The sequence below is a fragment of the Mesorhizobium sp. BH1-1-4 genome, from assembly GCF_020165665.1.
In the GTDB taxonomy this organism is placed as follows: domain Bacteria; phylum Pseudomonadota; class Alphaproteobacteria; order Rhizobiales; family Rhizobiaceae; genus Mesorhizobium.
In genome coordinates this window covers 131,850-144,540 of record NZ_JAIUIN010000002.1, presented here as the reverse complement: position 1 = coordinate 144,540, position 12,691 = coordinate 131,850, and the positions used below count along the sequence as shown (strand labels likewise).

Genomic DNA, 12,691 nt, shown 5'->3' with positions numbered 1-12,691 from the left:
CCTAAAACCGGTTCAAATGCAATTGGTTGCATCAACCCCTATGCCGAAAGTTTGTTTCCGCACCACGACAGGGCGTCATCTTTCGACCAACCCAAAGACGAGCGCCCCTCGCTCCCGTCAAGACCGATCGACGGAGAGGATTCGGGCTTTTTCGTGATGCCGACGCCAGCTTACGCTATATTTCGCCGGCATCGCGATCATGTTTGGAAACAGGCGGTAACCGTTGGCAACAAACGCGTCAGGCGGCACCGATTATCCGGATCACGAAGAGGATCGCATCCGGCTCGGGCTGAACCCGCAAGACAGCGGCATCAGGTCCGAGCAGCAAGGTGTCGAGCGGCCCGAGACGAATGGGCGCGGTGCCGGGGAAAATGGCATGGCCTGCATGACAAAGGATGAAAGTGGAACCTGCGTCGGTCCGGATTTCCACAGGCGTTGAAATCGCCAGACGCTCGACCTGATGCAACATGCGGCCGCGACGCGTCATGACGTTGAGATCGGTGATCGGGCCGGCGATCAGCGCGGCGCTCGTCGGCTGGTCGGCCGGAAAGGAAAATGGCCGGGAGGCCGCCGTCATCCGCTCCGGCGGTCGGCCCGCGACGTCAAGCACGATCCCCTCGCCTTCCAGCACCGACAGCGTGCGGTCGACGCCGGAAAAGCTGGAGAATGGCCCGCTCGTCTCGACCCGGGCCATCGAGACGCGCCAGTCGAAATCGTCGAGCCCGGCGCCATCGGGCGAGACGGCGATCTCGGTCGTCGTGCCGCCGCCGTTCTTCCACGGCATGACGCGGTAATCGGCGGCACGAAGGATGCGCATGGCGTCAGCCGTTACCCGAGAATGCCGGGCAGGTTGAGCTGGTGCTCCTTGGCGCATTCGATGGCGATGTCGTAGCCGGCGTCGGCGTGGCGCATCACGCCGGTCGCCGGATCGTTCCACAACACCCGTTCCAGGCGCCTTGCAGCATCCGGCGTGCCGTCGGCGACGATGACCATGCCGGCATGCTGGGAAAAGCCCATGCCGACGCCGCCGCCATGGTGCAGCGACACCCAGGTGGCGCCCGACGCTGTGTTGAGCAGCGCGTTGAGCAACGGCCAGTCGGAGACCGCGTCGGTGCCGTCCTTCATCGCTTCCGTCTCGCGGTTCGGCGAAGCGACCGAGCCGGAATCGAGGTGATCGCGGCCGATGACCACCGGCGCCTTGAGCTCGCCCTTGGCCACCATCTCGTTGAAGGCGAGACCAAGCCTGTGCCGATCGCCGAGACCGACCCAGCAGATGCGCGCCGGCAGGCCCTGGAACGAGATGCGCTCGCGCGCCATGTCGAGCCAGTTGTGCAGATGGGTGTTGCCGGGGGTGAGTTCGCGCACCTTGGCGTCGGTCTTGTAGATATCCTCCGGATCGCCGGAGAGTGCGGCCCAACGGAACGGGCCGATACCTCGGCAGAACAGCGGCCTGATATAAGCCGGCACGAAGCCCGGGAAGGCGAAGGCATTTTCAAAGCCTTCGTCCTTGGCGACCTGACGGATGTTGTTGCCGTAGTCGAGCGTCGGCACGCCAGCGTTCCAGAACGCCACCATCGCCTCGACATGCTCGCGCATGGAGGCGCGGGCCGCCTTCTCGACCGCCTTGGGGTCGCTGACACGCTTTTCGCGCCACTCGGCCATCGTCCAGCCCTTCGGCAGATAGCCATTGATGGGATCATGCGCCGAGGTCTGGTCGGTGACCATATCGGGGCGGATGCCGCGCCTGAACATTTCGGGCACGATCTCGGCCGCATTGCCGAGCAGGCCCACGGACTTCGCCTCGCCGGCCTTGGTCCAGCGCTCGATCATCTCCATGGCCTCGTCCAGCGTCTCGGCCTTCTCGTCGACATACCGGGTGCGCAGGCGGAAATCGATCGAATCGGGATTGCATTCGATCGCCAGACAGCAGGCGCCGGCCATGACCGCGGCCAATGGCTGGGCGCCGCCCATGCCGCCGAGACCACCGGTCAGGATCCATCTTCCCTTCAGATTGCCGCCATAGTGCTGGCGGCCGGCCTCGACGAAGGTTTCGTAGGTGCCCTGCACGATGCCTTGCGTGCCGATATAGATCCAGGAGCCGGCCGTCATCTGGCCGTACATCATCAGGCCCTTCTTATCGAGTTCGTTGAATTTCTCCCAGGTCGCCCAGTGCGGCACCAGGTTGGAATTGGCGATCAGGACGCGCGGCGCGTCCGGGTGGGTGCGGAACACGCCGACCGGCTTGCCGGACTGCACCAGCAGCGTCTCGTCCTCGCCAAGGGTCTTCAGCGAGGCGACGATGCGGTCGAAATCGTTCCATGTGCGGGCCGCCCTGCCGATGCCGCCATAGACGACCAGCTCGTTGGGGTTCTCGGCGACCTCGGGGTCGAGGTTGTTCATCAGCATGCGCAGCGGCGCTTCGGTCGTCCAATAGCGGGCGTTGAGCTTGTCGCCGCGGGGCGCGCGCACTTCGCGGATGTTGTGGCGAGGGTCGGTCATCATTGTCCCTTTCGGATGAGGCGGCGCGTCAGCGGCCGGCCCAGTCAATGGCGGTTTGGAGAATCTTTCTCAGCGTGGCGCGGATCGGCGCGGCGAAGGCGGCATCGTAGGGCACCGGCCAATTGTCCGGCGTGCCCTTCCCTTCGGGTTCGCGCATATAGCCGCGATTGGAGAGTTCCATCTGCAGCGCATGCACGCCCTGAAGCGGCAGGCCGAAATGGCGCGTGATCCACCCGCCCTTGAAGCGTCCGTTGACGACAAAGGTTTCACCGGTTTCAGCCATGATCTGGTTGACCGTGGCCTGCAGCGTCGGATCAGCGCTTTTGCCGTCGTTCGTGCCGAGATTGAATACCGGCAGCGTGCCTTCGAACAGGCGTGGCAGCACCGAGCGGATCGAATGGCAGTCGTAGAGGACAATCTTGCCGTGCAGGCTGCGCAGCCTGTCGATCTCGGCCTGCAAGGCGGCGTGGTAGGGTGTGAAGAACTTCTCGCGGCGCTCGTCGATCTCGGACGGGCCCGGCTCTTCGCCCTGGCGGTAGATCGGATCGCCATCGAAGGTTTCGGTGGGGCACAGGCCGGTGGTCGCCTGGCCTGGATAGAGCGAGGCACCGGATGGATCGCGGTTGACGTCGATGACGGTGCGCGAGATCGCCGTGTGCACGACGGTCGCGCCAAGGTCAGTGGCGAAATCATAGAGATTGTCGATCCACCAGTCGCAATCGCGCCGACCCAGCCATGGCGACACCAGCCGGCTTTCGAGGCCGGCAAGGTCGATGCCGGTGTGCGGGATCGACACCAGCAGCGGTGCCGTGCCCTGAGTAATGGTGAGCCAAGCAGGTGTCATCAGGCAATCCCCGGCAGCGTCACCGCGCTTGCCGCCTTCACTGTCGCGCCACCGCGCACCATGGCGATGGCCTTTTCCATGTCGGGGTGGAAATGGCGGTCGTTGTCGAGATGCGGCACTTCGGCCCGGACGAGCTTGCGCACGGCTTCGAGCGCGGCGCTGGAGGCGAGCGGCTGATGGAAATCGCAGCCTTGCGCGGCGGCCAGCAATTCGATGCCGATCACCGCCGTCGCATTCTCGACCATGCCGATCAGGCGGCGTGCGCCATGCGCGGCCATCGAGACGTGATCCTCCTGGTTGGCCGAGGTCGGGATGGAATCGACCGATGCCGGATAGGCCTTCTGCTTGTTTTCCGAAACGAGTGCCGCCGCCGTCACCTGCGGGATCATGAAGCCGGAGTTGAGGCCGGGCTTGGGCGTCAGGAAGGCGGGCATGCCCGACAGGGCCGGGTCGACCAGCATGGCGATGCGGCGCTCCGAGAGCGAACCGATCTCGCAGACGGCCAGCGCGATCATGTCGGCGGCGAAAGCCACCGGCTCGGCGTGGAAATTGCCACCGGAGAGCGCGGTGTCGTCCTCGGCGAAGATCAGCGGATTGTCGGTGACGCCATTGGCCTCGGTGCCGAGCGTATCGGCCGCCTTGCGCAACACATCGAGGGCCGCGCCCATCACCTGTGGCTGGCAACGCAGGCAATAGGGATCCTGGACACGCTCGTCGCCGACACGATGCGATTCACGGATAGCGCTGCCGGCCATCAGATTGCGCAGCGCGTCCGCCGTCTCGATCTGGCCCCGATGTTTTCTCAACAGATGGATGCGCGGGTCGAAGGGCGCGTCCGACCCCTTGGCGGCGTCGGTCGAGAGTGCGCCGGCGACCAGCGCCGATTGGTAGAGCACTTCTGCCTCGAACAGCGCGGCCAGTGCGTAGGCCGTCGAAAACTGCGTGCCGTTGAGCAGCGCCAGACCTTCCTTGGCGCCCAATGTCACCGGCTCCAGCCCGTGCGAGACGAACGCGACCTTGGCCGGAAAGCGGCCATGCGGGGTGAAGCATTCGCCGACGCCGATCATCACCGCCGTCATGTGCGACAGCGGGGCAAGGTCTCCGGAGGCGCCGACCGAACCTTGCGCCGGCACCACCGGGATGACGTCGTTGGCGAGCATCGCTTCCAGCAATTCGATGGTGTGCGAGCGCACGCCGGAGGCGCCCTGCGCCAGGCTCGCAAGCTTCAGCGCCATCATCAGCCGGGTAATGGCGACGGGCATCGGCTCGCCAACGCCGGCGGCATGCGACAGAACGATGTTGCGCTGCAGGGTCTCCAGATCTTCGGCCGGGATGCGCACGCTGGCCAGCTTGCCGAAGCCGGTGTTGATGCCATAGACCGGCTCGCCCTTGGCAACGATGCGCGCGACAGCCTCGGCGCTTGCCTTGATTTTTGGGCGGCAGCCATCATCCAGTTTCGGCACGGCGCCCCGATAAATGGCGCGCCAATCGGCCAGCGTGGCGTTGCCAGGCTTCAGGGTCAGTTCGGTCATTGTCCTCTCCAGATGCGGGCATGCAGCGGGTTGAAGCCCATGCGGTAGACGAGTTCGGCGGGACGCTCGATCTCCCAGATCGCCAGGTCGGCGGATTTGCCTGATACCAGCGTCCCGATCTCGCCGAGCAGGCCCAGCGCACGCGCGGCCTCGCGGGTGACGCCGGCAAGACACTCGTCGACCGTCATGCCGAACAGCGTCGCCGCCATGTTCATGGTCAGAAGCAGCGAGGTCAGCGGCGATGTGCCGGGATTGTTGTCGGTGGCGACAGCCATTTTCACGCCATGCTGGCGAAACAGGCCGATCGGCGGCTTCTTAGTCTCGCGGATGAAGTAGTAGGCGCCAGGCAGAATCGTCGCGACGGTCCCCGCCCTGGCCATCGCCACGGCGCCTGCTTCATCGGTGTATTCGAGATGATCCGCCGACAACGCGCCATAGCGGGCGGCAAGTTCGGCGCCGTGCAGGTTGGATAGCTGGTCGGCGTGGAGTTTTACGGGCAAGCCGAGCGCCCTGGCCTTGTCGAACACGCGCGCCATCTGCTCGGGCGAAAATGCGATGCCTTCACAGAACCCGTCGACGGCATCGGCCAAGCCTTCGGCGGCGACGCCGGGAAGGATTGTGTTGGCGACGAGATCGACGAAGGCGTCCTTGTCGCCCTTGGCTTCGGGAGGCAGCGCATGGGCTGCCAGGCATGTGGTGCGGACCGTTACCGGGCGTTCATTCCCCAGCTGTCGCGCGGCGCGCAGCGACTTCTTTTCATTGTCGAGATCGAGGCCATAACCGGACTTGATCTCGACCGTGGTGACGCCTTCCGCCATCAGCGCGTCAAGGCGCGGCAGCGTCTGGGCGACCAGGTCGCTCTCGCTGGCGACGCGCAGCGCCTTGACCGAAGAGACAATGCCGCCGCCGGCCCTGGCGACCTCTTCATAGGTGGCGCCGGCCAACCGCATCTCGAACTCGTTGGCGCGGTTGCCGGCGTGGATCAGGTGGGTGTGGCAGTCGATCAGGCCGGGCGTGATCCAGCGGCCTTCGCAATCGACGGTCTCGCCCAGGGCAAACGCCGAGGGCATCTCGGATTCGGAACCGGCATAGACAATGCGGCCGTCGCGCACCGCGACCGCGCCGTGTTCGACGATGCCAAGTCCGGCGGAATTTTCGGCCATGGTCGCCAGATGCGCATTGCGCCAAAGGCGAAGCCCCCCCGCTTGGCTCTTGCTCTCTCCAGCCATCATCTTTTCCAATTGAAAGGATGGCGATTATGTATATACATATTGAAACGCACTGCAAGTGCTATTGTCATCCCCAGGGCAGGATTCGGAGACGGACGTGACGGCGATCTTTGCGGAACAGGCGCTCCTGCCGGATGGTTGGCAAGGCAATGTGCGGATCGCCATCGACCAAGGGCGAATCTCGGCGATCGAGGCCGGGACCTCCCCGCGACCAGGCGACGAACGCCATGCCATCCTGCTGCCCGGCATGCCCAATCTGCACAGCCACGCTTTCCAGCGCGGCATGGCCGGGCTTGCCGAGTTGCGAGGCCCCTCCGCCGACAGTTTCTGGAGTTGGCGCGAGGCGATGTACCGTTTCGCGCTGTCGATGACTCCCGATCAGGTCGAGGCGGTGGCGGCGCAGCTCTATGTCGAAATGCTGGAGGCCGGCTTTTCGCGCGTCGGCGAATTTCACTATCTCCATCATGACCGCGACGGAAACCCTTACGCCAACCCTGCCGAAATGGCCGAGCGCATCGCCGCGGCGGCCGGCGAAACCGGTATCGGCCTGACGCTGCTGCCGGTGTTTTACGCGCACTCCTCTTTCGGTGGTGCCGCGCCAAACGACGGCCAGAGGCGATTCATCAACGATGTTGGCGGGTTCGCCCGGCTTGTTGAGAAGTCCCGCGAATCTGTTCGCTCTTTGAATCAAGCAATTGTCGGCGTCGCCCCGCACAGTTTACGGGCCGCGACGCCGGAGGAACTCAGGGCGGTTGCGGCGATCGCGCCGGACGGGCCGATCCATATCCACGTCGCCGAGCAGGTGAAGGAGGTCGAGGACTGCCTTGCCTGGTCCGGCGCGCGTCCGGTCGAGTTTCTGCTTGGCCATGCCGCTGTCGACCAGCGCTGGTGCCTGATCCATGCCACCCACATGACGGAAACCGAGACCATCGACATGGCGAAGAGCGGCGCCATCGCCGGCCTCTGCCCGATTACCGAGGCCAATCTCGGCGACGGCACTTTTGCCGCACCCTTGTTCAGAGAGCATGGCGGCCGCTTCGGTGTCGGCTCCGATTCCAACGTGCTGATCGGCCTGCCCGACGAATTGCGCCAGCTCGAATATTCGCAGCGCCTCGCGCACCGCGCCCGCAATGTGCTTGCGGTGGCAGGCGGCTCGACCGGGGGTGCGCTGTTCGACGCCGCACTTGACGGCGGCAGCGTCGCGCTCGGCGCCGGCGCCGCGCGGATAGCCGTCGGCGCTGCCGCTGATCTCGTCTCGCTCGACGCCGGCAATCCCTCGCTGGCGGGCAAGATGGGCGATGCGATCCTTGATGCCTGGATCTTCGCCAATGGCAGCAAGGTCGATTGTGTCTGGGTGCACGGGCAAAAGCAGGTCAGCGGCGGCAGGCATGCGAGACGCGAGGAGATTGCCGAGCGGTTTCGCGAGGTAATGACCGCGCTTTCCGAAAGCTGATCCTGGATGAGCATGGTCGAACCAACTGACATGGAGGACAGCGAGACCGTTTCGCTGCATCAGCGCATCCTTTCCGATATCCGCGAAAAGATCCTGTCCGGCACTTGGGCGCCTGGCCACCGTATTCCGTTCGAACATGAGCTGACGGCGGAATACAAATGCTCGCGCATGACCGTGAACAAGGCGCTGTCGCAGCTCGCCAAGGCCGGATTGATCGAGCGGCGACGGCGTTCGGGCAGCTTTGTCCGCCGGCCGCAATCGCAAGCGGCGGTGCTTGAACTGCACGATATCAGGATCGAGGTCGAGGCACTCGCCCTGCCCTATCGCTATGAGCGGCTGGAACGCCTGCAGCGGCGCAGCAATGCCGGCGACCGGGCGCTGCTCGGACTCTCCACGGCGGGCTCGGTCTTGCGACTTGAAGGCTTGCATTTTGCTGGCGAACGGCCGTTCGCCTTCGAGCAGAGACTGATCAATCTGTCGGCCGTGGCCGAGGCAGGAGACGAGGCCTTCCTCGAAATCGCGGCAGGCCCGTGGCTGATAGGCCGCGTGCCCTGGAGCGAAGCCGAGCACCGCATCCGCGCCATGGCTGCCGACGGGACTATCGCCGATGCGCTCGACATCGATCCCGGCGCGCCCTGCCTGGTGGTCGAACGCCGCACCTGGAGCGCCGAGCACCCGGTCACCCATGTACGCTTCATCTATCCGGCGGAAAGCCACACGCTGGTGGCAAGGTTCACGCCGTCGCAGGGGTAGCTGATCTCCCTGCGGGACAGCGCCCCCCTCCGCCCTGCCGGGCATCTCCCCCACGAGGGGGGAGATCGACAGCTTCCACGTCGCGCTTTACAGCGCGGCCGTCACAATAATCTCGACCAGATATTCCGGGCCGGCGAGCTTGGCTTCGCCAGTGGCGCGGGCGGGCGTGTGGCCCTGCGGCACCCACTTGTCCCATTCGGAATTCATTTCGGCGAAGGTGCTCATGTCGGCCAGCCAGATGATCGCCTGGACGATCTTGGTCTTGTCGGTGCCGGCCTTGGCCAGCAATTCGTCGATGGCCGCCAGAACATCGCGGGTCTGCGAGGCGACGTTGCCGCCGGGATCGCCGACCTGGCCGGCCAGATAGACGGTGTTGCCGTGGATGACGATCTGGCTCATGCGCGGGCCGACATCGATGCGACGAATGCTCATTCGAGAGGTTCCTTCCGTTGTGGTCGGGCCTCTTTAGAGTCGCCGTCCGCTTCGGGCAAGGCCGCCTGACCGAAACCGTTTGAGCCAATTGCGCCACTTAAGGCCAGCCGCGCACACGGGGAGTTGACCATGGCGTCGCAATTCCGCCGGATGGACTTGTTGACTAATGTAATAACATCACATATCCAACAACCCCTGCCTGCGGCCGCGTTTGGCGACGGAGCGATATGACCCAGACCTGCCTGACATTCCGTGACCTGACGCTTGGTTATAACAGCCATCCAGCGATCCATCATCTCGATGGCGCGATCCGCAAGGGTTCGTTGACGGCGGTAGTCGGTGCCAACGGCTCCGGCAAGTCGACGCTGATGAAGGGTATCGTCGGGGTGCTGAAGCCAATGGCCGGCGAAGTTGTCCGCGCGCCCGGTGTGCGGGCGGCCTATCTGCCGCAGCAATCGGAACTCGATCGCTCTTTTCCCGCCCGTGTCGTCGATCTGGTTTCACTGGGCCTGTGGCCGAAGCGCGGCATGCTTGGCCGCTACACCAAGGAAGATCGCGAATCCGTCAGCAAGGCTTTGATGGCCGTCGGTCTCGGCGGCTTCGAGAAGCGGCCGATCGACACGCTGTCGGGTGGTCAATTGCAGCGGACGCTGTTTGCCCGGGTGCTGTTGCAGGATGCCGACCTGATCCTGCTCGACGAGCCCTTCAACGCAGTCGACGCCAAGACGGTCGGCGACCTGATTGCGCTGATCAAACGCTGGCACGGGGAGGAGCGCACCGTCATGGTGGTGGTGCATGATCTCGATCTGGTGCGCCAGAATTTTCCCGAAACACTGCTGCTTGCCCGCCAGCCGGTTGCCTGGGGCGAAACCCGGGAAACGCTGAAGCCGGAGAACCTGTTGCGGGCGCGCCGCTTTCACGAAGCCTGGGAAGACAACGCGCCCTGGTGCGAGCCTGACGAGCACGCTCACGGCCATGATCACGATCATCATGGCCACGATCACGACCATCACCATGGCGCCGGACCGAGGGCTGCCTGATGGACGCGCTCTACGGTCTTTTCATCGCGCCCTTCGCCGATTTCGGCTTCATGCAGCGGGCGCTGATCGGCTCGCTGATGCTGTCGCTCGGCGCCTGCCCGATCGGCGTCTTCCTGATGCTGCGGCGCATGAGCCTGTCGGGTGACGCGATGGCGCATGCCATCCTGCCGGGGGCGGCCGCCGGCTTCCTGTTCTATGGCCTTGAAATCCTGCCGATGACCATTGGCGGCCTGATCGCCGGCGTCATCGTGGCGCTCGGCGCCGGCGCCGTTTCGCGCTTCACCATCCAGCGTGAGGACGCCTCGATGGCAGCTTTCTACCTGATTTCGCTCGCCATCGGCGTGCTGATGGTGTCGATCCGCGGCTCCAGCGTCGATCTCATGCATGTGCTGTTCGGCACGGTTCTGGCGCTCAACAACGAGGCCTTGACGCTGATCGGCGGCATCGTCGCGGTGACGCTGGTCTGTCTCGCCATCTTCTGGCGGGCGCTGGTCGCCGAATGCCTCGACCCGCTGTTCCTGCGTTCGGTCAGCCGCATGGGCAGCCCGGTGCATTTCATCTTCCTCGGCCTCGTCGTGCTTAACCTCGTCGGCGGCTTCCAGGCGCTCGGTACCTTGCTGTCCGTTGGATTGATGATGCTGCCGGCGGCTGCCGCTCGGTTCTGGACGGCGCGCGTCGAGCCTATGTGCGTGCTGGCCGTGCTGATCGGCTTTGCCTCCTGCATTGCCGGACTGCTCCTCTCCTATCATGCCTCGCTGCCGTCCGGCCCGGCCATCATCCTGTCGGCCGGCGTCGTCTATTTCGCCTCGATCCTGTTTGGCACGCGCGGCATTCTGCGCGCGCGCATCATCCATCACCGTCACAGAACGGCCTGATCCCCGCCCCTAAAAGGAGACCCCGCTTATGCTGAAATCGATCCGTGCCGCTCTGGCGATGAGCGTTATAACATTAACCGTCTTTGGAGCATCGTCGGCATTCGCCGCGCCGCTGAAAGTGGTCGCCAGCTTCACCGTCATCGCGGACTTCGCCAAAAACGTCGGCGGCGACCGGGTCGCGATCACCACCATTGTCGGGCCGGACGGCGATGCCCATGTCTATGAGCCGAGCCCCGCCGACGCGGTGGCCATGGCCAAGGCCGATATCGTGCTGGTCAACGGCCTGCATTTCGAGGGCTTCCTGCAGCGGCTGGTCGATGCCAGCGCCACCAAGGCCTCGATCATCACCTTGACCAAAGGCGTGACGCCGATCGACTTCAAGCCTGAATTCGCCGACGCCGACGCAGCGGAGGGTGCCGGCACCGGCGGCGGCAAGACGGTGACCGATCCGCACGCGTTCCAGTCGATCGCCAATGCCAGGATCTATGTGAAGAACATCGCCGAAGCGTTCTGCGCGGCCGATAGCGAAGGCTGCGTCAGCTACCAGACCAATGCCGCCGCCTATACCAAGAAGCTCGATGCGCTGGAAGGCGAAGTGAAGGCGGCGATCCAGTCGATCCCCGAGGCAAAGCGCGTCGTCATCACCTCGCATGACGCCTTCGGCTATTTCGAGCACGAATACGGCCTGACTTTCCTCGCCCCGCAAGGCATCTCGACCGATTCCGAACCGTCGGCCGCCGATGTCGCCAAGCTGGTCGAGCAGGTCAAGCAGGACAAGGCCGCGGCCATCTTCGTCGAGAACATCACCAACCCGCGCCTGATCGAGCAGATCGCCAGCGAGACCGGCATCAAGGTCGGCGGCACGCTCTACTCCGATGCGCTGTCGCAGCCCGATGGCCCGGGCTCGACCTATATCGACATGATGCACAACAACATCCGTCAGATCAAAGGCGCCATTCTCGGCAGCTGAAATTGATCCGCACCCAGCCGGGCCCTATCGGCCCGGTTGGATTTTCTGGCCTGCGATGTCTATTTGGCAGAGAATTCCTTCGATGCGGATTGCCGCCCCCCTCCGGGAGTGGCAAGACTGCCGTCAACGAGATCGCGAGGACGACACAATGGAATACCGCCAGATCAGCGAAGACTATTCGGTTTCAGGCCAGATCCAGCCCGAAGACGTCGCCGCCATCAAAGAAGCCGGCTTCAAGAGCGTGATCTGCAACCGGCCGGACGACGAACAGCCCGGCCAGCCTTCGGCGGAAACGCTCAAGACAGCAGTCGAAGCCGCTGGTCTCGCCTTCCGCTATATCCCGGTCATCAGCGGCCAGATCACGCAGGATAATGTCGACGACCAGGCCGAAGCACTCGACGAGCTCGAAGGGCCGGTCTTCGCCTATTGCCGCTCCGGCGCCCGCTGCACCAATCTGTATGGGCTGATCCAGCAGTCGAAGGCTTAAATCGGCAGCGCGCCGGTCTCTTTCAGTGTCTCCAGCACGATCGCCGTCTTCACATGCTGCACCGATTCGTGCGGCAGGAGCACGCCGTTGACGAACTCCGACAGTGATTTGAGATCGGGCGTCACGACTTTCAGGATATAATCCATCTCGCCGGTCAGCGCGTGGGCTTCCTGCACCTCGGGCAGCCGCGCCACCAATTCGCCGAAGCGCCGGGCATTGTCACGGTTGTGGGTGGCCAAGGTTACCGAGATGACGTTGACCAGCGAGAAGCCGAGACGATCACGGTCGAGCACCGCCCGGTAGCCTTTGATAAAACCATCCTCCTCCAGACGCTGGCGGCGGCGCGAGCATTGCGATGCCGACAGGTTCACCCGCTCTGACAGATCGTTGTTGGTGAGCCGCGCGTCACCTTGCAGGAGCGCCATTATCTTGCGGTCAAATTGATCAATGCGCGCCTCATCCACGGTTTTTTCTCTCTTCATGCATGTTTCACGCATGACATCATCATTTCAAGCGCTTGAATGCAAGCACTATGCGCCGGCTCCGCGTTATCATGCGTCGAATGGTCATTTTCGGC

General features: G+C 64.1%; 13 protein-coding genes. 6 read left to right on the top strand and 7 right to left on the bottom strand.

Going from position 1 to position 12,691, the window contains the following annotated elements:
- Positions 1-238: 238 nt before the first annotated feature.
- The 5 genes from LB569_RS04390 to hutI are packed head-to-tail and all read right to left on the bottom strand — an operon-like array spanning position 239 to position 6,104.
- Positions 239-817, bottom strand: a complete 579-nt coding sequence (locus LB569_RS04390; protein WP_224691252.1) for a HutD family protein — start codon at positions 815-817, stop codon at positions 239-241.
- 11 nt (positions 818-828) lie between these two features.
- On the bottom strand, positions 829-2,502 hold the full coding sequence (gene hutU / locus LB569_RS04385; protein ID WP_224691251.1) for a urocanate hydratase: 1,674 nt from the start codon (positions 2,500-2,502) through the stop codon (positions 829-831).
- A 25-nt stretch (positions 2,503-2,527) separates the two neighbouring features.
- A complete protein-coding gene (hutG, locus tag LB569_RS04380) occupies positions 2,528-3,343 on the bottom strand; it encodes an N-formylglutamate deformylase (protein ID WP_224691250.1) in 816 nt (271 codons plus the stop codon).
- Positions 3,343-4,875, bottom strand: coding sequence for a histidine ammonia-lyase (gene hutH, locus LB569_RS04375; protein ID WP_224691249.1), 1,533 nt, complete (start codon positions 4,873-4,875; stop codon positions 3,343-3,345). The genes hutG and hutH overlap by 1 nt, the downstream gene beginning before the upstream one ends.
- Positions 4,872-6,104 (bottom strand): imidazolonepropionase, encoded by a 1,233-nt coding sequence (gene hutI, locus LB569_RS04370; RefSeq protein ID WP_224691248.1) that lies wholly within the window; start codon positions 6,102-6,104, stop codon positions 4,872-4,874. Before hutI ends, hutH begins: the two co-directional genes overlap by 4 nt.
- A 97-nt stretch (positions 6,105-6,201) precedes the next feature.
- Between hutI and LB569_RS04365 the strand changes: the two genes are divergently transcribed.
- On the top strand, positions 6,202-7,557 hold the full coding sequence (locus tag LB569_RS04365) for a formimidoylglutamate deiminase (protein WP_224691247.1): 1,356 nt from the start codon (positions 6,202-6,204) through the stop codon (positions 7,555-7,557).
- A 6-nt stretch (positions 7,558-7,563) separates the two neighbouring features.
- Positions 7,564-8,310 (top strand): histidine utilization repressor, encoded by a 747-nt coding sequence (gene hutC, locus LB569_RS04360; RefSeq protein WP_224691246.1) that lies wholly within the window; start codon positions 7,564-7,566, stop codon positions 8,308-8,310.
- Positions 8,311-8,397: 87 nt separating this feature from the next.
- Here the strand turns inward: hutC and LB569_RS04355 are convergent, their stop codons facing one another.
- Positions 8,398-8,742, bottom strand: coding sequence for a RidA family protein (locus LB569_RS04355; protein WP_224691245.1), 345 nt, complete (start codon positions 8,740-8,742; stop codon positions 8,398-8,400).
- A 227-nt stretch (positions 8,743-8,969) separates the two neighbouring features.
- Here LB569_RS04355 and aztA point away from each other — a divergent pair, with 227 nt between their 5' ends.
- The 4 genes from aztA to LB569_RS04335 all read left to right on the top strand — a co-directional run bounded on the left by aztA (position 8,970) and on the right by LB569_RS04335 (position 12,114).
- Complete coding sequence (gene aztA / locus LB569_RS04350) at positions 8,970-9,782, top strand: zinc ABC transporter ATP-binding protein AztA (RefSeq protein WP_224691244.1); 813 nt, start codon at positions 8,970-8,972, stop codon at positions 9,780-9,782.
- The gene (gene aztB, locus LB569_RS04345) at positions 9,782-10,657 is read left to right on the top strand and encodes a zinc ABC transporter permease AztB (RefSeq protein WP_140707026.1); all 876 of its coding nucleotides are present in this window, start codon (positions 9,782-9,784) and stop codon (positions 10,655-10,657) included. Before aztA ends, aztB begins: the two co-directional genes overlap by 1 nt.
- 28 nt (positions 10,658-10,685) lie before the next feature.
- On the top strand, positions 10,686-11,627 hold the full coding sequence (gene aztC, locus LB569_RS04340; protein ID WP_224541268.1) for a zinc ABC transporter substrate-binding protein AztC: 942 nt from the start codon (positions 10,686-10,688) through the stop codon (positions 11,625-11,627).
- Between the two features lie 148 nt (positions 11,628-11,775).
- Positions 11,776-12,114 (top strand): TIGR01244 family sulfur transferase, encoded by a 339-nt coding sequence (locus tag LB569_RS04335; protein WP_140707030.1) that lies wholly within the window; start codon positions 11,776-11,778, stop codon positions 12,112-12,114.
- Here the strand turns inward: LB569_RS04335 and LB569_RS04330 are convergent.
- Entirely contained in the window at positions 12,111-12,578 is a 468-nt protein-coding gene (locus tag LB569_RS04330) for an Lrp/AsnC family transcriptional regulator (protein ID WP_140707314.1), read from the bottom strand. The genes LB569_RS04335 and LB569_RS04330 overlap by 4 nt on opposite strands.
- Between the last annotated feature and the right edge of the window lie 113 nt (positions 12,579-12,691).